The 20,327-nt window shown below is 40.3% G+C and carries 17 protein-coding genes, 1 pseudogene and 1 riboswitch; of the genes and pseudogenes, 8 read left to right on the forward strand and 10 right to left on the reverse strand.

The features are described from left to right. Positions 1-3 precede the first annotated feature (3 nt). The 5 genes from dksA to C9E88_RS01415 form a co-directional block, all read right to left on the reverse strand. Positions 4-531 (reverse strand): RNA polymerase-binding protein DksA, encoded by a 528-nt coding sequence (gene dksA / locus C9E88_RS01395; RefSeq protein WP_106983876.1) that lies wholly within the window; start codon positions 529-531, stop codon positions 4-6. Between the two features lie 210 nt (positions 532-741). Further along, the gene (gene cpdA, locus C9E88_RS01400) at positions 742-1,566 is read right to left on the reverse strand and encodes a 3',5'-cyclic-AMP phosphodiesterase (RefSeq protein ID WP_106983877.1); all 825 of its coding nucleotides are present in this window, start codon (positions 1,564-1,566) and stop codon (positions 742-744) included. Positions 1,567-1,576: 10 nt separating this feature from the next. Next, entirely contained in the window at positions 1,577-2,197 is a 621-nt protein-coding gene (locus tag C9E88_RS01405) for an NUDIX domain-containing protein (RefSeq protein WP_106983878.1), read from the reverse strand. Between the two features lie 78 nt (positions 2,198-2,275). After that, positions 2,276-4,177 carry a phosphomethylpyrimidine synthase ThiC gene (thiC, locus tag C9E88_RS01410; RefSeq protein ID WP_106983879.1) on the reverse strand — a complete coding sequence of 634 codons (1,902 nt, stop codon included), beginning with the start codon at positions 4,175-4,177 and terminating at the stop codon, positions 2,276-2,278. 145 nt (positions 4,178-4,322) lie between these two features. After that, positions 4,323-4,448: riboswitch (TPP riboswitch) on the reverse strand. A gap of 105 nt (positions 4,449-4,553) precedes the next feature. After that, positions 4,554-5,522, reverse strand: coding sequence for a hypothetical protein (locus C9E88_RS01415; RefSeq protein WP_106983880.1), 969 nt, complete (start codon positions 5,520-5,522; stop codon positions 4,554-4,556). A 337-nt stretch (positions 5,523-5,859) separates the two neighbouring features. On the opposite strand from C9E88_RS01415, the gene abuO reads away from it, so the two are divergent. Both abuO and phoU read left to right on the forward strand, forming a co-directional pair. Beyond that, positions 5,860-7,212 carry a multidrug efflux outer membrane protein AbuO gene (abuO, locus tag C9E88_RS01420; protein WP_106983881.1) on the forward strand — a complete coding sequence of 451 codons (1,353 nt, stop codon included), beginning with the start codon at positions 5,860-5,862 and terminating at the stop codon, positions 7,210-7,212. A gap of 81 nt (positions 7,213-7,293) precedes the next feature. After that, positions 7,294-8,013, forward strand: a complete 720-nt coding sequence (phoU, locus tag C9E88_RS01425) for a phosphate signaling complex protein PhoU (RefSeq protein ID WP_106984095.1) — start codon at positions 7,294-7,296, stop codon at positions 8,011-8,013. A 71-nt stretch (positions 8,014-8,084) separates the two neighbouring features. Here the strand turns inward: phoU and C9E88_RS01430 are convergent. Both C9E88_RS01430 and C9E88_RS01435 read right to left on the reverse strand, forming a co-directional pair. Further along, positions 8,085-9,887 (reverse strand): annotated as a pseudogene (locus C9E88_RS01430) (ABC transporter ATP-binding protein). Positions 9,888-10,213: 326 nt separating this feature from the next. After that, complete coding sequence (locus C9E88_RS01435) at positions 10,214-10,996, reverse strand: IclR family transcriptional regulator (RefSeq protein WP_106983882.1); 783 nt, start codon at positions 10,994-10,996, stop codon at positions 10,214-10,216. Positions 10,997-11,406: 410 nt separating this feature from the next. Here C9E88_RS01435 and C9E88_RS01440 point away from each other — a divergent pair, with 410 nt between their 5' ends. Genes C9E88_RS01440 through C9E88_RS01450 form a run of 3 tightly spaced genes read left to right on the forward strand, consistent with a single transcriptional unit; the run spans position 11,407 to position 14,745 of the window. Then, a complete protein-coding gene (locus C9E88_RS01440) occupies positions 11,407-13,491 on the forward strand; it encodes an FUSC family protein (RefSeq protein WP_106983883.1) in 2,085 nt (694 codons plus the stop codon). 2 nt (positions 13,492-13,493) lie between these two features. Beyond that, on the forward strand, positions 13,494-13,700 hold the full coding sequence (locus tag C9E88_RS01445) for a DUF1656 domain-containing protein (RefSeq protein WP_106983884.1): 207 nt from the start codon (positions 13,494-13,496) through the stop codon (positions 13,698-13,700). A gap of 37 nt (positions 13,701-13,737) precedes the next feature. After that, on the forward strand, positions 13,738-14,745 hold the full coding sequence (locus tag C9E88_RS01450; protein ID WP_106984096.1) for an HlyD family secretion protein: 1,008 nt from the start codon (positions 13,738-13,740) through the stop codon (positions 14,743-14,745). Positions 14,746-14,826: 81 nt separating this feature from the next. Here the strand turns inward: C9E88_RS01450 and ruvX are convergent, their stop codons facing one another. The 3 genes from ruvX to recN form a co-directional block, all read right to left on the reverse strand. After that, the gene (ruvX, locus tag C9E88_RS01455; RefSeq protein WP_106983885.1) at positions 14,827-15,270 is read right to left on the reverse strand and encodes a Holliday junction resolvase RuvX; all 444 of its coding nucleotides are present in this window, start codon (positions 15,268-15,270) and stop codon (positions 14,827-14,829) included. After that, positions 15,263-15,817 carry a YqgE/AlgH family protein gene (locus C9E88_RS01460; protein WP_106983886.1) on the reverse strand — a complete coding sequence of 185 codons (555 nt, stop codon included), beginning with the start codon at positions 15,815-15,817 and terminating at the stop codon, positions 15,263-15,265. The genes ruvX and C9E88_RS01460 overlap by 8 nt, the downstream gene beginning before the upstream one ends. A 133-nt stretch (positions 15,818-15,950) precedes the next feature. Then, positions 15,951-17,612 carry a DNA repair protein RecN gene (recN, locus tag C9E88_RS01465; protein ID WP_106983887.1) on the reverse strand — a complete coding sequence of 554 codons (1,662 nt, stop codon included), beginning with the start codon at positions 17,610-17,612 and terminating at the stop codon, positions 15,951-15,953. A 572-nt stretch (positions 17,613-18,184) separates the two neighbouring features. Here recN and ppnP point away from each other — a divergent pair. The 3 genes from ppnP (at position 18,185) to C9E88_RS01480 (ending at position 20,326) form a co-directional block, all read left to right on the forward strand. Continuing rightward, on the forward strand, positions 18,185-18,508 hold the full coding sequence (gene ppnP / locus C9E88_RS01470) for a pyrimidine/purine nucleoside phosphorylase (RefSeq protein WP_106983888.1): 324 nt from the start codon (positions 18,185-18,187) through the stop codon (positions 18,506-18,508). Between the two features lie 145 nt (positions 18,509-18,653). After that, a complete protein-coding gene (gene rlmB / locus C9E88_RS01475; protein ID WP_106983889.1) occupies positions 18,654-19,403 on the forward strand; it encodes a 23S rRNA (guanosine(2251)-2'-O)-methyltransferase RlmB in 750 nt (249 codons plus the stop codon). A gap of 47 nt (positions 19,404-19,450) precedes the next feature. After that, on the forward strand, positions 19,451-20,326 hold the full coding sequence (locus C9E88_RS01480) for a DMT family transporter (protein ID WP_106983890.1): 876 nt from the start codon (positions 19,451-19,453) through the stop codon (positions 20,324-20,326). Position 20,327 lies beyond the last annotated feature (1 nt).

A 20,327-nucleotide genomic window follows, 5' to 3' on the forward strand; every position in this document is an offset into this window, starting at 1 on the left:
GAATTAACCGTTATTTTGCTTCTCTTTGATCTCTGCCAAAGTCTTACAGTCAATACAAAGAGTCGCAGTTGGGCGTGCTTCTAAACGACGCAAGCCAATTTCGATACCACAAGTTTCACAAAAACCGTAGTCATCGTTTTTAATTGCTTCAATTGATTGCTCAATTTTACGAATCAATTTGCGTTCACGGTCACGTGTACGTAATTCAATCGCAAACTCTTCTTCTTGTGTAGCACGGTCGTTAACATCAGGAAGTGCAGTGTTTTCATCCTGCATTGTATTTAGCGTACGGTCTACTTCAGACATCAACTCAGATTTCCACGCAAGTAAAATATTGCGGAAATGTTGAAGTTGGCCTTCTGACATGTATTCTTCATTTTTCTTCGGCTGATAAGGTTCAATACCAAATAAGCTTGCAGTAGAACCGCCATCAGCCGACTTTGGCTTAGTTTTGCGTACGCGTTTTACAGACTTCTCTTCTGCAACATCAGTTTGTTCGTCTAAAACTTGATTTTGGTTATCATTCGCCATATAGGGCATTCCTCATCATATACGTAAATGGTTATACGCAAAAAATATGGTGATATGCATGTTATATCCACCCTTTCAAGGAGTTTCCTCCTGTGGGGGTCGTCATCATATAGACTTTTTTTCCTTTTTGATAGTCCCAGATGTCTGGATGTTTTATATCACTTTTCCATTTGAGGACATAAAGTAATAGAAAAAAAACAAATTGAAAAGTTAATAACCTGAAATTTCGACATTTATTTGTGGCTGCGATAAAGCAACACGATGTACTTCGGTTTCAAATTCGCCATTATTCTTTAAGCGTATCACTCTATATCCAGGTAAAACTTGATCTAAAGCAAAGGTTTGGCTATGTGGTTTAAACTGGATACTGGTCGAAGGTGTCGATAAAAATTGAATATTATTCCATGTATTCATTGAGTCTTGATGCACGTGTCCACAGATCACAATTTTGACATTACTGTGCTGTGAAATCACATCCATCAAATGCGTCGCATTTTTGAGTTTATGCTGATCAATCCATGCAGATTCCATCGCAAAGGGGTGGTGATGGCAAGCAATCAAAATATGCTGCTGCGGATGATCACTCAGAAGCTGATGTAATTGTTGTAATTGTACTTCGCTGATCCAACCATCGACTTTGTCTTTGACCGCACTATTGAGCAAAATTAGACTCCAAGCACCATAATGTAAAATATGTGCCTGATCTTGCTGCAAATGGAATGGAAATATGTCTGTACAGTCATGATTGCCTGGAATTTGATAATGGGGAATATCTAATCCAGTCATAAATTGCAAATAACGGTTATAGGTTTCAGCAACAGGGACTTGTGCGAGGTCACCTGTGTGAACAATCGCATCGATATGTGGCACTTGTTGCTGAATGTGATACATCACGTCGTGAAAACTTTGCTCAGGATTGACTGAGACAAAATCTAACTCGTGCTGATCCATCAGATGTGTATCTGATATTTGAATGATGGTCCAATCAAACACGGGATCGTGCTTGTGTTGATCATTATTATTAATGAGAGGCATGTCCTTCCCCTTAGACATTCTTCATAGTATTTATCTGCATTTGTAACCATTGCAAGGCCATTATGACAGGCGCATTCTTTAACCGACCATTGGTTAATAATGCTGGAATATCAGTGTAATCGATCAGATGAAGCTGAATATTTTCACCTTCTTCTTCTAAGCCAAAAATACCACCGTGTTCGGGTAGTTGTGTGGCTGCAGCATATAAATGAAAAATTTCAGAGCAAGCGCCCGCAGAAGGATAGAAGGTAAATAAATGCTGAAGCTGGTCGATTTCACAGCCTGATTCTTCAAGACTTTCACGGCGAATACAGCTTTCAGGTGATTCTTTTCCATCTAATACGCCTGCAATGACTTCGAGTTGCCATGCAGAATCTACATCATCAATTGCACCGATACGAAATTGTTCAATTAAGCCAATTTTTTGTTGTGTTGGACTATACAATAACACGCCTGCGGCTTCTTTGCGTTGAATGAGTTCACGCGCCAAAGTGCGACTATATTGTTCTTGATTAAATAAGCGGTAACGTAAGCTGACTTTTTCAACTTGAATAAATCCTTTGAAGACATGCTCACGGCTTTCTATCGTAAAATTATTCTGATTATAAGAGGCTTGTTTAATAATATTCATAAGCTTTATTAGGATGAAAAACAGCTGTTTTTCATCCTAACTGAGAATGACTCGAAGATAAAAGATTTTTTGTGTCAATTATACTTTGGAGTATAATTTTTGGCCATGTTCCTGATAAACGGCTTTCATTTCACTAAATCCATGTTCAATTTTTTGATTTAATGTATGCATTTCAGTGCTTTGGCTGGAACTATTTGCCTTGGCATATTCACGTACATTTTGTGTAATTTTCATAGAACAGAACTTAGGTCCGCACATTGAACAGAAGTGCGCAGATTTATGTGCGTCTTTTGGCATGGTTTCATCATGCATGCTTCGGGCTGTGTCAGGATCTAAGCTTAAGTTGAATTGGTCTTCCCAGCGGAATTCAAAACGGGCTTTAGAAAGCGCATTGTCACGTGCCTGCGCACCCGGATGGCCCTTGGCTAAGTCGGCAGCATGGGCTGCAATTTTGTAGGTAATAATGCCGTCTTTTACATCTTTTTTATTGGGTAAGCCCAAGTGCTCTTTCGGTGTAACATAGCAAAGCATGGCTGTACCGTACCAACCAATCATGGCTGCGCCAATTGCGGAAGTAATATGGTCATAGCCTGGTGCAATATCAGTGGTTAAAGGGCCGAGTGTATAGAAAGGTGCTTCTTGGCAGACTTCAAGTTGTAAGTCCATATTTTCCTTAATCATGTGCATAGGTACATGACCTGGACCTTCAATCATCACCTGAACATCATGTTCCCATGCGCGATGTGTCAGTTCGCCGAGTGTGCGTAATTCACTAAACTGCGCTTCATCATTGGCATCTTGTATGCAACCTGGACGTAAACCATCACCTAAACTAAAGGAAACATCATAGGCTTTCATAATTTCACAAATTTCATCAAAATGTGTGTAGAGGAAGTTTTCTTGATGATGTGCCAAACACCACTGTGCCATGATGGACCCACCACGAGAGACTATCCCTGTGAGGCGGTTAGCGGTCATTGGCACATAGCGCAATAGCACCCCAGCATGAATGGTAAAGTAATCGACGCCTTGTTCGGCTTGTTCAATTAAGGTGTCTTTAAAGATTTCCCAGTTTAAGTCTTCTGCAACACCATTTACTTTTTCTAAGGCTTGGTAAATTGGTACTGTGCCAATGGGTACAGGAGAATTACGAATAATCCATTCACGGGTTTCATGAATATTTTTGCCGGTTGATAGGTCCATAATCGTGTCGGCCCCCCAGCGGGTAGCCCAAGTCATTTTGGCAACTTCTTCATCAATGCTTGAACCCAATGCCGAGTTGCCAATATTGGCATTAATTTTGACTAAAAAATTACGACCAATAATCATCGGTTCAATTTCAGGGTGATTAATATTGGCTGGAATAATCGCGCGGCCTTCAGCGACTTCTTTACGCACAAATTCAGGTGTGATTTCCATTAAATTATGTGCGCCAAAGTTTTGACCTGCATGCTGGCGCATATCAACACCTTCGCTTTGGCGTTGGTTTTCACGAATTGCGATGTATTCCATTTCTGGGGTAATAATGCCTTGTTTGGCATAATGCATTTGCGTTACATTTTTTCCAGCTTTTGCGCGGCGTGGTTTTTGTATGTGTGCAAAGCGAATCTCTGCCGTACGAATGTCACGTAGGCGTTCTTGGCCAAATTTAGAGCTGAGTGTGTCTAAACATTCTGTGTCGTTACGTTCGGCAATCCAAGCTTCACGCACATGAGGTAAGCCGACATTGAGATCGATATTGACATTTGGGTCGGTATACACGCCAGAGGTGTCATAGACCATCAGTGCCGGATTTTTTTCCAGGCCTTGCTCGGTTGGTGTATCTGTTAATGCAATTTCACGCATGGGAACTTGTATATCTGGGCGTGAGCCTTGGAGATATACCTTACGAGATGCAGGTAAAATTCGAGTGAGATCTTTGGCATCTTGCTCATGTTGAGCAGAAAGATCTGTAGCGGTGAGATTCGTTAATTGGTTCATTGCAATGATCCTTATGAATGACATCAACGAATCAAGCACGACCAAAAACGAAGGGCAAGTTGGACTCATGGCGCGCCTGAACATATAAAAAATATGTAAAAAGCAGGGTATTTCTACCGACCAATAGACAACATATAGGCTTTCAGTTTTTAGCTGGCTTGATTCCTACGCAGGTATTAACCTGATCAGGTTCAACGGTACTCACCTTTAAAAGCATGGAATACTTTTAAGTGATCTCAGCGGGAGATTACCCGCGCTCCGTCAAGCGATGCTCAAATTTTAGCGGAGTTGTGCTGAAAAACAAAGCACAAAGCGACAGTAATCAGTACGATAAAAATGTTTTGCGAAGATTTAACAAGGTGATGATGTGTATACATCACAGACAGATAGCATCACTAAAACAGTCTTTGCTAGAGTTTTGGCGTGTTAAATCAAGATAATGTATCAATTGTTGTTCGGCAGTTGCAGATGCGGGGGCAGGAATCTTTTGTCTACGTTGCTCTTCGCTCATGTGATAGAACTGAATAAATTTCTTCGCCAATTTTGATAATTCAGAATCATGGCGTTGGGAGAGTTTTTCAATTTCCTCCCAAGAGCTTACTTGTACAGAATATTGGTCATGATAGCCTTCTGATACGGGGCTTTTGGGTGCACCAATAAATAAAAAATAACGATATTGTGCGAGAAGCAATTTAGCATCACTTAAGTAGCTACTTTGTGGATATTGTTGAATATAATCTTCCCAATAGAGCGCGCGCCGTGCCACTTCAAAGGGTTCAATGAGCAGGCTTTTGTCTTGAATAGCAGTTTCAATATTTTGATGCGCCAAGTTTTCAATAAATACTTTTTCAGCCTCTGGCATATATGGCGCAAAAATCCGGGCCAGATATTCAGGGCTACGACGGTAGCTCAGTTGTTCATTGCCTGCATCCACCACTTCGACATAGGCTTGTCCTTGATGTTTGAGTAAGTATTGATCACGGGCGGTCAGCTGTTCAAAATGACTCTGATGAATGGTGGGGTGTTGTGCCATATCAAACGCATAGCGCTCAAAGGCGATTTGCTGTGCAGGGGTACGGGTAACTTGTAAAAAGTTATCGTACATTTTTAAGGATAGGCTTAATAAGGCTTTTTGTTGCTCAAGATTAAGCAAAGGCAAGCAAACTTTTAAATCTTGATTAATTTGTTCTAGGGCAAAAGTGGTACGCTGATCATTAATCTCAGCCATATTTTTTTTAATATTTTGGCACATGAGCGTGAGATCAACTGCCGTATTTTGTACTTTAGGTGTTTCAATTTGCTCTTTAATTGGGTGTGGCTCATCTTGTTGCTGACAGGCAACCATTGCAATTATGCAACCAATAAGGAGAATTCTGTATGGAACAGAAAAAAAAGAACGTAAAGACACAGTCACCCAGTCACAAAAAATTGAAATTTGTCCGATAGAATGTCGGTATTTTATAGCGCCAAAAGTATGAAGAATGTGTAGTATTGTGCATTGCTTTGTTACAGCGTTGTCAGCGTTTATGATTATTTCAGGAAAATACGCTAAATTATAAGAATCACTGTAAAAAATTAATAAAAATCATACGGAAAATTGCATAAATCGCTTTAGTATTTGCTTTGACTTCAGATTGAATGTCAAAGAAGCGATAAAGAATTGCAGGGATTTGCCAAAAAAAATGAAGATAAATTACTTACTCTGTACGTGTGCGTTGTTCTTAAGTCCATGGGCCACTGCCTTGGATTTGGTCGATGCTTATGAACGAGCAAAACAGTCTGATCCTACTTGGCAAGCCAATCAGTTGCAGTATAAAGCCGATCAATTGAACCTTGGTATTGCTTCAGGCAATTTATTGCCCACGATTAGCTTATCGGGCAATGTGACCCGTAAAAACCAAGGTGAAAATACATCAGGTGCATCGGCAGGGTTGAATATGCCTAGCAGTGTGACCAGTAAACAAATTGCTTTAACAGCTCGCCAGCCACTTTTTCGCTGGGATGCATGGGAAGGGTTAAAGCAAGTCAAAACCTCAATTAATTTGAGTGAAATTAGTCTTCGGTTACAACGACAAGATCATATTTTAAATGTCGCGGATTCCTATTTTAATGTACTGCGTCAGCAAGCTTTAACCGTGGCTAATTTACAAGAAGAAAAAGCACTATCTGAACAGCTCAAAATGATGGATGCCAAGCTCAAAGAAGGCTTAGTGGCTAAAAGCGATGTGAGTGAAGCCAATGCGCAGTATCAAAATGCGCGGGCGAACCGCATGGCCACACAAGTACAATTGGTGTTGGCACAAGAAAAACTCCAGCAAATGATTGGCCCTTATACTGAAAATTTAGCCGTGCTACGTGATGATTTTGAATTTCAGAAACCTGTTCCAAGTAGTATGCAGGCTTGGGAAGATTTAGCCATGGGGCAGAACCTCGGTATTTTGCAAGCACGTATGCAACAACGTTATGCCGAAGATAAAAAGCGTGTCGAAAAAGCGGCACTTTACCCACAAATTGAAGCTGTTGGTACGTATGGTTATGCCAAGCAAAGCCCAAACTCGATCATGTCGCAAGATGGTCAGTTTAACCAAGTGGGTGTAGAAATGAATTGGAATCTGTATACGGGTGGGCGTACGCAGAAGTCGATTAAACAAGCCGCAGTGAATGTGCAAAAAAGTGAAGCAGAATTAGACGCAGCTGTCCGTAAAGCCACAACGGATGTCAAGCAAGCCTATATGCAGGTAGACACAGATCAAACGAAGATCCAAGCGCGTAAAGCTGCAATGGAGTCTTCTGCAACGGTGTCGAAGGCTTCACAAGCACAGTACCGTGAGGGCTTAAAAACCATGGTCGATGTACTATTGGCGCAGCGTAACGCTTTTTCTGCTAAGCAAGATTATTTAAATACCAAATATGATTATTTGGTTCATGTATTGAAGCTTAAAGCGGCTGTGGGTAAGTTGAGTGAAACTGACCTTGAAGAAATGAACATCTGGCTGTCTCAACCTACGGTCGATATGCGTATAAATAAACCTTAAGTCGTCATAAAAGCTTCATAATGGATATGTTCTAATAGAGCCTATTAAATTCTCTAAATTTGTTGCTGTGGAGTGCATGCATTGAGCCCAAACAACCCAATTTTAAATCACCATATTTCGTCTCAATTTAATGAAGATTTACAGGGTGTAAACACGAAGTTTATGACCATGGGTGGTTTGGTTGAACAGCAGGTGGCAAATGCAATCCATGCTTTATTGGATACCGATGCCGCGATGGCGATTGATGTGCAATTTCAAGACAATGCAGTGAATCGTTTAGAAACAGAAATTGATGAAGCGCTGACCTTAATTTTGGCACGACGTCATCCTGCAGCCATTGATTTGCGGATGGTGATTGCCATGTCCAAAGCCAATACGGATTTAGAACGAATTGGTGATGAAGCAGCAAAAATTGCTCGTATTGCCCAAAGCTTATGTGAAGAGGGCGGTTCACCTCGCGGTTATATGGAAACCCGTCATATTGGCAACCAAGTAAGAGTCATGATTCATGATGCCTTAGATGCTTTTGCACGTTTGGATGTAGATCAGGCTTTAAAAGTACTGTTGGCTGATGCCGATATTGACCGTGAATATCAGTCTGCAACACGTACTTTAATGACCTATATGATTGAAGATCCGCGCCATATTACGCGTGTGATTAATGTGATGTGGGTGCTTCGTTCTTTGGAACGTATTGGTGACCATGCACGTAATATTTCAGAGCAAGTGATTTATATGGTCAAAGGCCTAGATGTGCGCCATACCAGTGTTGAAGAAATTGAGTTGAAAGTTCAGCGCTAAGTTTGCTGAACAACTCTCAAAAAAGCCTGCGAATTGCAGGCTTTTTTGATTTTTAGCGGTTTATTTTTTGCTTAACTGTGAGTTTCTTCTTCACCATCATCTTCAAAGGTTTTGGCAATTTTTTCAATATTGAGGCTCTTGGCCATCGCATCAAAAATATCTTTATACACACCTTCTTGATGATAAAGCTGATGATGTTCGCCATGTTCTGCAATACATCCATCTTTCATCACATAGGTGTAATGGGCATCAATAATTTGCGACAAACTGTGGGAGATAATGACCACTGTACGCCCTTGCTTAATTTCATCGAGGCTGTGTTTGATTTGCTCAGTGGCAATCGCATCTAGGCTGGCCGTAGGTTCATCTAAAAAGATAATTGGCGGATTTTTTTAAAACATTCGTGCTAAGGCAATACGCTGTTGTTGTCCACCGGACAGCATGAGTGCATCTGTGTCATAGCCATGTTCGAGTTGCAAAATTTGCTCATGAATTGAGGCTTTTTTTGCAGCTTCAATAACATCGTCTAAACTGGCATGGGTTTTACCATAACGAATATTTTCAAAAATTGTGCCTTGGAAAATATGGTTTTTTTGCAAAACCAAACCAATATGTTCACGTAAATAATGCGTATCGATGTCTTGCAGGGGAATCCCATCAATCTGAATTGTTCCTGCTTGAGGTTGGTAAAATTTGTCTAAGAGACTAATTAATGTTGATTTTCCAGCACCCGATAAACCGACTAAGGCAGTAATTTTATTGGGTTGAATGGTCATATTAATTTGCTTTAAAGCTTGATGACCATTGGGATAGGAAAAGTCGACATTTTGTAGTTTAAATTCACCCTGAATTGATGGCTTTAAGGGGCCAGAATGTTCAATTTCATCATCCGCTTCAAGAATGCCAAAGAAGCTTTCGGCATAAATCATGGCATCATTCACTTCATCATAGATGCGATGCAAAGAGCGAATCGGAGCTGAAACATTATTAAAGAGTAAAACATGGTACATAATCATCCCAATGGTCATTTGTCCATCGAGCACAAAATAGGCTGTTAATATAATAATGAGCACAATGCCAATTTGTTCAATAAAGGTTTTTAAGCCATCAAACACAAAACTGGTTTGGCGCGTGCGCATTTGGTTGTGGGTGAGTTCTTTTTGTAGTTTTAGCTGTTTTTCTGCTTCAATCGATTCGCGATTAAACGACTTAATGACGGTAATTGAATTAATAATACCTAAAATCCCTTGGCTTTTTTTCTCACGACCGTCACGTAAGTTTCTACGCCATCCCCCGAGCTTTTGCGCTTGTTTATAGGTCAGCCAAAAGTAAATTGGCACAATGCTAAGGGCGACTAATCCGACATAGATGTTGGCATAAAACATGAGCCCGAGCGCAACAATGGCACTGGTAAATAAGGGCAAGATATCAATAAAAAATATTTGCACTAAGCGGGTGAGAGAGCCAATCCCACGGTCAATACGAGTTTGTAATTTACCCGCTTGGTTTGCATCGTGATTAAAAAAAGCCAAGCGATAGGTGAGAAATTTTTCAATAATGCCTTGAGCTAAATCTTGCGATACAAAAATGCGCAGTTTCTCGCCATAAAATTTTTGACCAAATTGCACCACCGCATTGAGGATTTCTTTGCTTAATAAAATGATGCTAATGGTGATTAAGATGCGCCAGCCTTCGGCGAGACCCTGACCAGCCTCTAACAGCGAATTGATCCGATCGACGGCATATTGCAAGGTGAGTGCATTGACTTGTGCTGTTAAGGCGCCAATAAGCGTTAAAATTAAGGTCGCGATAACCAATAATTTATAAGGATGCACAAAGGGGCGTAACTTATGAAAGAGTTGCCAAAGGCTCATGGGCAGTTATTTTTATTGTTGAATTGATTTTAGTGTAAGTATTTCAACCCATACCAACAAGCGACTTCCTTGTATTAAATTGTGAGCAAAATTGCATAAGTATAAGTCTACAGTAGGCCAGACAAAACAAAGTGCCCTCGACCAGAGACATTACTTTTATTGAGACAAGAAAAAAGCCCATAGAAACATGAGCTTTTTACTTCTGAGGAGTGTCTTCTTTATATCGCACAAAGATGTCATGGAACATTATGGTTGATGAAGAACAATAATCATATTATGAGAATCTATCTAAATATTCAACTATTTTTGTGCAATCAAAGATGCTTTTATAGAGGTGAATGCTGTGTTTGCTCAGCCAGTGTATTGACCTTTTTCTCAATTAAACTGGCATTTTCTTGCAAAATCTCAATGAGTTTTTGTAGATTAACAAACTCAAAGCGGTTTTTAGATGCTAACAAGGTCAGTGCGAGTGGTGGTTCTTTGCTGGAAAATTTGATCGGCACGGACAAACCAGAAATATTAGGATCGAGTTCACCTACAGAAAAATAATAGCCTTGCTTTTTAATCTTCTTCATTTTTTCTAAAAACTCATGCTGATCTTGCGCAAAATTGACTGCTGATAATTGTTCTGCAAAGCGTTGATAGTAATCCAGCATCATCTGTTTAGGTAAATGTGAAATCATAACTTTGGCTGATGAACCGACAAAGACAGGACGTGGACAACCGCGACCATACGACAGCAGCAAGGTGTTTTTATACACTTCATCATGTAGATCAATGCAGGAATCATGATTTAAATGCGTTAATAGGCAAGAAAACTCTGTCCGTTCGACAATATCTTGCATAAACGGCGTGCTGATTTGGACCAAGGGATCTGTGGTACGTGAAATATAGTCCAAAACGGCTATTTTTGAGCCCAATGTATAATCGCCAGAGGTTCCACTTAGGCGTTGTAATAGTTCTACAGAGACCAATTCTTTTAAATAGCGGTAGCTCGTGGGTTTTGATAAGCCAAGTTCTTCACTGATGATATCGACATTAATGACGGGACGTGAAATAGAGAATAAGTCCAAGACAGTAAGAATTTTACCAAAACTGGATAGGGCCATAAAAAACCTACTTGCTCAAAATAAGCGGAAAATTTCAAATTAAGAGTTACTTTATAACAAAAACACTGCTGCTCTGCAGGAGTTTTCGACACATTCTGTATGTCAGCTGTGAGCTTCAAAGGAGAATCTTTGGCTCTTGGATTGCATTTTAATTAGAAAGCATGAAGATAAAATAAGTTAAATTATCACTATTGGATAATTTATATTGACTTTGAATGCTAAATTTGAAAAAATGCAAACAAAATATCTAATGGCGAATTATTAACCTTTATTTGGGTTGGTGCATTCTTTCGCCAAATTTCTTTGCTTTTAAACCATATCTACGTAGGCATCGTATTGGATGTTGGACCTGCTCAGGTCGAGTCATCCCTGTGAGTTCGTGGTTTAAAAGCATCATCTTTGAGAAAGACATGTTATTAACCAAACAATTACTTGCATTTCGTCCGAATAAAATGGACTGGATTTTTGCGACTAAAACGTTTTTAGCAGGCATGCTTTCACTTTATGTTGCATTCGCTTTAAATTTGGCCTATCCCATTTGGGCGATTGGCACTGTATTTGTTATTGCTAATCCTTATGCAGGCATGACGTCTTCTAAAAGTTTGTATCGCGTTTTAGGGACGCTATTGGGTGCGGTCGTTTCCGTTGCTGTTACACCGTTTTTAATTAACACCCCTTGGCTATTTACTTTCTTTTTAGCCTTTTGGGTGGGTTTTTGTCTTTATATTTCACTGTTAGACCGAACCCCGCGTAGTTATGTGTGTATGTTGGCGGGCTATACCACGGTGATTATTTGCTACAGCATTATTTATAACATCGATACCAGCTCTATATTTGATATGGCTGTAGGGCGGTTTTTAGAAATTACGGTTGGGGTGGTGTGTAGTGCGATTGTGACGACCACTATTTTTCCAATGCATATTGGGCCTGCTGTAAAAACCCGAGTGTCAAAAGCACTTTTAGATACAAAACAGCTTTTTGAAAAAATATTAATAGATGAAAAAGCATTAGAAAATTACAGCACGGCGCTGAGTCATATTGCACGTGATATTGCTGATATTCATGTCATGGCAGTGCATTTGACTTATGAAAAATCAACTTTGAAGGGGATGACCAAACCTTTACAAGAGTTATTGCATCAGCTCAGTATGCTGGTGAGTAATTTAGTTGCCATGGCAGAACGCATTAAACAACTCGATGAAATTGATACGAGTTATCGACCACAGCTAGAGCTTGCCAGACAACATATTGTAGATTTTTTGGATAAGACGAGTGGAGATTTTCCAGAGAATGAATTAAACACCTTGCCAGAAAGTTTTGAACAGGATTTTGCCAATATATCGGCGGTGGCAACCTCATCACAACAAGTGGTTATTCAGAGCTTTAAAATGGATATTCGCCATTTTATTCAGAATGTACGTGCAATTAAATTGATTTGGCAGCGCATACAAAAAGGTGATGCATCTTTACCTGAGAGTGTTGCGCCCTTAACCACTACTTATCCAAGTCTACATCGAGATCATGGGATGGCGGTGCGAGGAGGAATTTCTGCATTTTTAATTGTGCTGATTGCCACAGGTTTTTGGATTATGAGTGGCTGGAAGGCCGCATTTATGTTGGCTGAAATGGCGGCAATTAGTGCATGTATTTTGACGTCGATGGATAACCCTGTGCCTGCTTTGAAAATGTTTATTCGTGGGAATATTTATGCAGGGGTTATGGTGTTTATTTATGCCTACGGTATTTTTCCGCACGTCACCGAGTTTTGGCAGTTGGCCTTGGTTCTTGCGCCATTTGTAATGTATTGCTTAATGATGTTTCCTCATCCGCCCTTAACTGGCTTGGCTTTACCTGTCCTTATGGGAACGATTATGGGACTTAACTTTCAAAATCGTTATTCGTTAGATCAGATCTTCTTTTTTGATGCGTCTATTGGCACGGTACTTGGTCCAATTATTTCTGTTTATGTCATTCATTTGGTTCGAGCGATGTCGCCAGATATTACGGCACAGCGTATTTTGGCCTTACATTACAAAGATATCAGGCAAGCCTTATATATCCCTTATGGAGTGAACTTCCGCATTCACCTACGTGGCATGTTCGATCGGATTGGTATTCTCAATACCAAAGTAGTGCAATCAGACTTATTAAAGAAAAAGATTAATTTGGCCCTGATTGAGTCCAGTGCGGTTATTGATTTAACCCGTCTTCAAGAGCTGATTTCTAAGTTGAATGACGAGCCTGAACTTTGCCTAAGTTTGGCAGCGTTACAGTCTCATTTAGATGATTACTTCCGTGCGAAAGAGCTATATCAAGCAGAAGGTCAGTATCGAAATGAAATATTAAGCCAAATTCAAACATTAAAAATTCGAGCTTTAGATATGGAAAATTCGGATCTTTCTCAGCGACTACAGATTTCACTTAACAATATTCAAAGCAGTTTGTGTCATGCAAGTTTTGATAAAACTGAACAAACACATTGGGTGGGAGCATAAATATGGGTGAACTCAATATCTATGGTGTTTATGTCCCCATGCTTTTAGTGCAGAGCGTAATTGCTTACGTTGTGCTGCGCTTAGCGATGTTAGTAATAGACCCCTTAATCGCAAAAGGGTGGATCCCGTTACCTAGCGTTTTCTATTTATGTGTTTATGTCATTTTACTATGGCTAATCCATTGGGGTTTTATCGTGTGTTCTGTTTAAGCACACAAATAATTGAAATGAACGAGGTAAAATGAAAATGGCATCTTTTGATTTGCGTAAAATCATACGACCCGTAGGTTTACTGGTTGTTGCGATTTTTGCGATATTGGCAATTACACATATTTGGAACTATTACAATGCAGCGCCATGGACACGTGATGGACGTATTCGAGGTGATGTAATTCAGGTCTCTTCGGATGTTTCAGGTTTAATTACTGAAGTTTTGGTTCAAGACAACCAAACGGTGAAAAAAGGGCAAGTTCTATTTAAAATCGATGTTGCACGCCAATCTCTTGATGTTGAGCAAGCGAAATCTGATTTGGCGAAAGCGAAAGCAAGCCTAGCCTCGGCGGAAGCCTCGTTACTACAGGCCAAAGCCAATGTTATAAAATCTGAAGCCACTAGAAATTTAGCAGACAAAAATGCAAATCGTTATTCAAACTTAATGGATGGCGCAATTTCAAAACAAGAACAAGACCAAATGTTTGCGCAAAGAGACCAATCTCATGCAGAGCATGAACAAATGCAGGCATCGATTGAGCAAGCCAAAGCCAATATTGTTCAGCAAAAAGCATTAATTGAAGTGGCAACCAGTAATTTGCATTTAGCACAATTGAATTTAAAGCGTTCAGAAGTGGTTGCACCTGCAGATGGCACATTATCCAACTTTGAATTAAAAGCAGGTAATTATGTCAAAGTAGGTCAAGCTGTTGCAGCTTTACTTGACCGTGAAGAACTTTATGTGGTGGGTTATTTTGAAGAAACTAAATTGAATAAAATTTATGTGGGCGCACCAGCATCTATTCAATTAATGGGGGATTCTCATAGCTTAAAAGGGCACGTTCAAGGGATTGCTTCAGGTATTGAAGATAGGGAAAGAACTTCAACCACAGGTTTGTTGGCCAATGTGAATCCAACCTTTAGTTGGGTGCGTTTGGCACAACGTGTTCCGGTAAAAATTGTTTTAGATGAAGTTCCTAAAAATGAATTGGCATTTGTTGCAGGTCGTACTGTGACAGTTCATATTTTAGAAGATAAGCAATAAAAAATCGTTCATTTCAAATATTCATCTAAAAATGAAAAAAGCATCTGATTCAGATGCTTTTTTTTATGAATGAAATCTGATTTAAGGTGTTAAACCTTCAGGGTTTCGATACCAACTTTCAATAAATAAAGCAGCTGCAATACTGTCTGCAGAGAGCTTTTTAGCGCGACCTTGAGCTTGATAATGATCGAGTTCATCCCGTGCTTCACGTGTTGTTAAGCGTTCATCCACCATTAAAGTTTCAATATTGGTTTGGTGGCGTAAGCGGCGGGCGAATTTACGTGCTCGTGCAGAAAGCTCTGATTCGCTATCATCCATATTGAGTGGCAAACCCACCAAAAATAAAGTCGGTTGGTATTGCTTCACAATTTTAAGTAAATCATCCCAAACCGGAATTCCATCTTTCATGGGAAATAATGGTAATGGATTGGCGCTTTCAATAAGCGATTGGCCAACAGCCATGCCCATTTTTTGTGTGCCAAAGTCAAAGGCCATAATTAAATGCGGTGAAGATAAATCAGGCATGTCCTATCTCGGAAGAAAGCCAATTACGGTCGACGCCCATTTTTTTGTAGGCTGCATCCCAGCGGTCACTGTATGGCAAGTTAAAAATTAAATCCATATCGGAGTCACAAATGAGCCAATCACCACGAGAAATCTCTTGTTCTAATTGGTTTTTGCTCCAGCTGGCATAGCCTAATGCAATTTGATAACGACCAACACCTTCATTGTGTGCAATCGCATCTAAAATGTCTTTTGATGTAGTAATACAGACATTTTCACCTACCGCAATGGATGAATGCCATGTGGGTTGTCCCGTATGAAGTACAAAGCCTGCTTCTGGACGTAAGGGACCACCTTGCAAAACTTCATGCGGATTGACGTTATCCGCATTAATTTCCAGATCGTTGAGCAACTCTTTAATTTGCAGGCCAGAAGGGCGGTTAATGATGATGCCTTGCGCGCCATCTTCATCGTGGCGTGCCAAATAAATCACCGTATTTGCAAAAAATTCATCTTGCATATCTGGCGGTGCAATCAAACATTGATGCGTCAGATATTGTTTGCTCACCGAAGGGCGTCTCCCTATCTCTATGATTGTCTTTATGATCTTTAATTTATTACACGTTACAAGAGGAATAAGATTTCGCCAAATACTTTTTGCATTTGGCGCGTTTTAATTCGTATCTTTTGCTGATTTGGGCTTAAGCGTGTTGAAATTTTAGATTGCGTAACTGTTTAGCATGTTGGAGTGTTGTTTCGCTAATTTCTACACCACCTGTCATACGCGCTAATTCTTGAATACGGCCGTCTTCTTCTAATTCTAAAATTGTACTGCTGGCTGGGTCAGTCTGACGCTTTTTAACCAATAGGTGTTGGTCTGATTGTGCGGCCACTTGTGCCTGATGAGTAATACATAAAATCTGCACATGTTGTGCCAAATCAGCCAATAAACGACCGACGATTTCCGCTGTACCACCGCTAATACCAACATCAATTTCATCAAAAACAATAATTTCGGCATCGGTTTTTTCGGCATTCATCACCTGCATCACCAAGGCAATTCGCGATAATTCACCACCAGAAGCAACTTTTGCCAAGGGCTGTGCAGGAATGCCTTTGTTTGCGGTAAAGAGCAACTGAATGAAACTTAAACCTTCACTCGAGGCTTGCTCGAGTGGTTCAAATTTAAATTCAAAATGTGCTTCAGGCAACGCCAACTGTTTAACTTGCTCGGTTAATTGTTTGGCTAATGGTGTGGCTGCTTCACGGCGAATATGGTCTAAATGTTCAGCTTTTGCTAAAAAGTCTTGGTAAGACAACTCCACTTGCTCTGCAAGGGTTTCAGGGTCTTCCAATTCATGCAATTGCTGTAGTTCAGTTTGCCAAGTATCAAATTGCTCTTTTAAAAGTTCAGGTTGTGTACGGTATTTACGTGCTAAACGATGGAAGACTTCAAGCTGGGTATTGAGTTCTTCCATTCGTTCAGGATCAAAACTTTGACGGTCAATGAACTGGCGCAAGTTTGCTGTCGCATCATCTAATTCACTTTGCGCATTCAGCACAGCATTGTAAATTTCAGACAGTTGTTCACTACGCCCTGCATGCGACTCTAAACGGCGCAAAATAGATGAAATTTCTTGATTAATGTTTTGTTCTGCATCATCTAGGGCAGCCAGACCATAACCACAGTCTTGCATAATATGTTCATGATGACTTAAACGATCGAACTCTTGTTCAATCTCTTTGTAGTCTAGCTGTACAGGTTCTTCGAGTTCTTCAAGCTGTAATTGTAAGGTTTCAATTCTTTGCTTACGTGTCGCTTGTGCATCGAGTGCAGTTTGATGCAGTCGAATATTTTTATGCCACAGGCTATATGCATCACGTACTGCTTGAGCGGGTTCATGGAAGCTACTATAACGATCGATCCAGTGTTTTGGATAGGGCGGTTCGAGTAATTGTTGCTGACTATGCTGGCTATACAGTTGAACCAGTAAGCGCCCTAACTCTTTGAGCTCAGATAGACTGCTTGGTCGGCCATTAATCCATGCTTTGCTTCGACCCGTTGCAAAAATCACACGACGTAAATGGATTTCCCCTGACTCATCATCTAACTCCTGCTCTTTTAGCCAAAGCGCTTCTGGTGAGCCTTCTTGATAACTAAAGGTGGCTGTAACATCGGCTTTATCTGATCCATAACGCACATAATTGGTATCTGTACGTTCTCCTAAACACGCTGAGAGGGCATCCAATAACAAGGATTTACCTGCGCCAGTTTCACCCGTTAAAACGTTAAAACCTTTTTCAATATCAATGGCTAAATGGTCGGCTAATGCAAAATTGATCAGAGTTAAATGTGTCAGCATACACGCATCCGAGCTGCGAAGAGTTTGAGTTTTAAGATAGACAAGTTTTGTTTTTCTCACAAGACGGCTTAGTTGAGATAAGACCGAAAAACAGCATCATTTTAACGCAATTTGGACAAGATGATAGAGGAGAAGTGATGATGATCATCATCGCCGATATTTCATGGGGTTAAATATGAGTATTGATCACAATACTGTCATGTTTTGGTCACTTAACTTAGATATAGCTACAGTAATTTTACAAAAAATAAGCTGTTGGTCTAATTTTGGCATGTTCTTCGCTAGTTTATTTTATGATAGCTTCAAGTCCAATGATTCTTTAAAGTGCTCATAGACAAAGTTTTACATGTCATATTTTTGTATCATAAAAAGTGATTTGAGATTCAAAAATAGTTGCTTTAGACTCAGTCAGCTTTTGAAGCAGAATCGTCAATATGGATATGAGGTTTGGCGATGAAGGCGGCATGATTACTTGATTCCGTCTGTGCATTCATTGATTGATTAGTTCAAGTGGCGGAATTAAACTAACTCAATCTAAATATTATAAATATGCTTTATCTGGAGAAATACGCATGTCAGCGCAGTTTGATCATGTATCAGTTGTAAAAAAATCAAATGTTTATTTTGGTGGTCTATGCATTAGCCATACCGTTCAATTTGAAGATGGTACCAAGAAAACATTGGGTATTTTGCTTCCAACGGAAAAGCCACTGACATTTGAAACACATGTCCCTGAGCGTATGGAAATCATTTCAGGTGAATGCCGTGTACAAATTGGCGATAGCGAAGAAAGCGAATTGTTCCGTGCAGGTCAGTCCTTCTATGTACCGGGTGAAAGCCGTTTTAAAATTGAAACAGATGAAGTGTTAGATTACGTATGTCATTTTGAAGGCTAAGCGATTCCGTAGCCAAATTGAAGTAAGGCAAGGAAATTTTGCCCTGAATCAGTTAAACTAATGCTATCGCAAAAATCCTGTAAAGCTGGCTTTGCAGGATTTTTTATTTTATATCTCTCCAATTGTTGTCGTTAAGAGGCCGTTCATGGCAAAACCTGAATATTATTATGGCGTTCATGCAGTGGAATCATTGCTTGAGCTAGAGCCAGAGCGCGTTTTAACTTTATTTGCTTTAAAAGGCCGTGATGATCAGCGTTTACAGCATGTATTTGAATTGGCTGAACCGTTTGGTATTAGCATTCAAAAAGCGAGCCGTGACACCTTAGAAAAGCTAGCAGGTCAGCCTTTCCATCAAGGCGTTGTGGCCGCTGTGCGTCCATACCCTACGCTCAATGAAAAAGACTTAGATACGTTGATGGCTGCTTCAACACAGCCGATCTTGTTGGCGTTGGATCATATTACAGATCCTCACAACTTAGGTGCATGTATCCGTACTGCGGCCGCAATGGGGGTTGAGGCGGTGATTGTACCTCGCGATCGTGCAGCGAGTCTTACACCAACAGCGCGTAAAGTGGCAGCGGGTGGGGCAGAAAAAGTTAAATTTATTCAAGTGACCAATTTGGCACGTACCTTAGCGCATTTAAAAGAAGAGTTTAATGTGCGTGTTGTGGGAACTATGCTGGATGAAAAAGCATTGCCAATCCAACAGTTTGATTTTACAGGCACACCAGTTTGTGTAGTGATGGGCGCTGAAGATACAGGCTTACGCCCAATTACGCAGTCGCAGTGTGATCAAACGGTATATATTCCAATGAATGGTAATTTACAAAGTTTGAATGTCAGTGTTGCTACAGGTATGGCTTTGTACGAAGTATGTCGCCAGCGTAATCACTAATACACTCATATTGAGTGAGTTTGACTTAATTTAAGAAATAAAAGTTTATGTCTCCCCAAAAACAAGGTTATCTCTATGTTCTGATTACAATGTGTATTTGGGGGGGATTTACTCTGACTGCACGGCTCAGTGCAAACTGGGGAATCGGCGCATGGGATATTACCGCACTGCGCTTTTTATTGGCCTTTTGCATATTAATGCCGATCTTAATCTATAAAAAAGACACCGCTTTTTTATGGAAAAAAGAACCTTTTATTTTGGCCATGATTGGTGGTGTAGGATATTGTTTAACCGCATATTCAGCATTTCATTATGCACCAGCTGCACATGCAGCTATTTTTCTCAATGGCTTTATTCCGCTGTGTACAGCAATCGCTGCCTTCGCTTTATTTAAGCAGGCTTTTGATCGGCATACTTGGGCGAGTCTAGTCATTATGATTGGTGCGATTAGTGTCATGAGCTTCTTAATGTATCGTGAAACTGGGGTCGCATTTGGTCTAGGGGATCTCCTATTTGTCATGAGTGCCATTTGGTGGGGTGTTTTTAGCGTATTGCTAAGACAGTGGCAATTAAGCGCATGGCATGCGATGGCTGGGGTTGCTGTATGGTCAGCGATCGTATTTGTGCCAATTTATCTTTTATTTCTGCCTAAGCATTTAAGTGAGCCTGAGCCGATGCATTTGCTGGCTCAAGTTTTATATCATGGCATTTTTGTGGTGATTGTTGCGACCTTAACCTATGTGGAAGCAATTAAACGCCTTGGAGCCTTTAAGGCGGGCAGCATTGTCACACTGGCACCATTTATGGCTGCAATTTTGGCCGTTCCATTGCTGAATGAGCCTTTAAGTTTTGCGATTATTTGTGGTTTATTCGGGATGGCAATAGGTGCTTTGCAGCCATGGCGTTGGTTGCGTCGTCGTTAAG

The sequence above is a fragment of the Acinetobacter cumulans genome (assembly GCF_003024525.3).
In the GTDB taxonomy this organism is placed as follows: Bacteria; Pseudomonadota; Gammaproteobacteria; order Pseudomonadales; family Moraxellaceae; genus Acinetobacter; species Acinetobacter cumulans.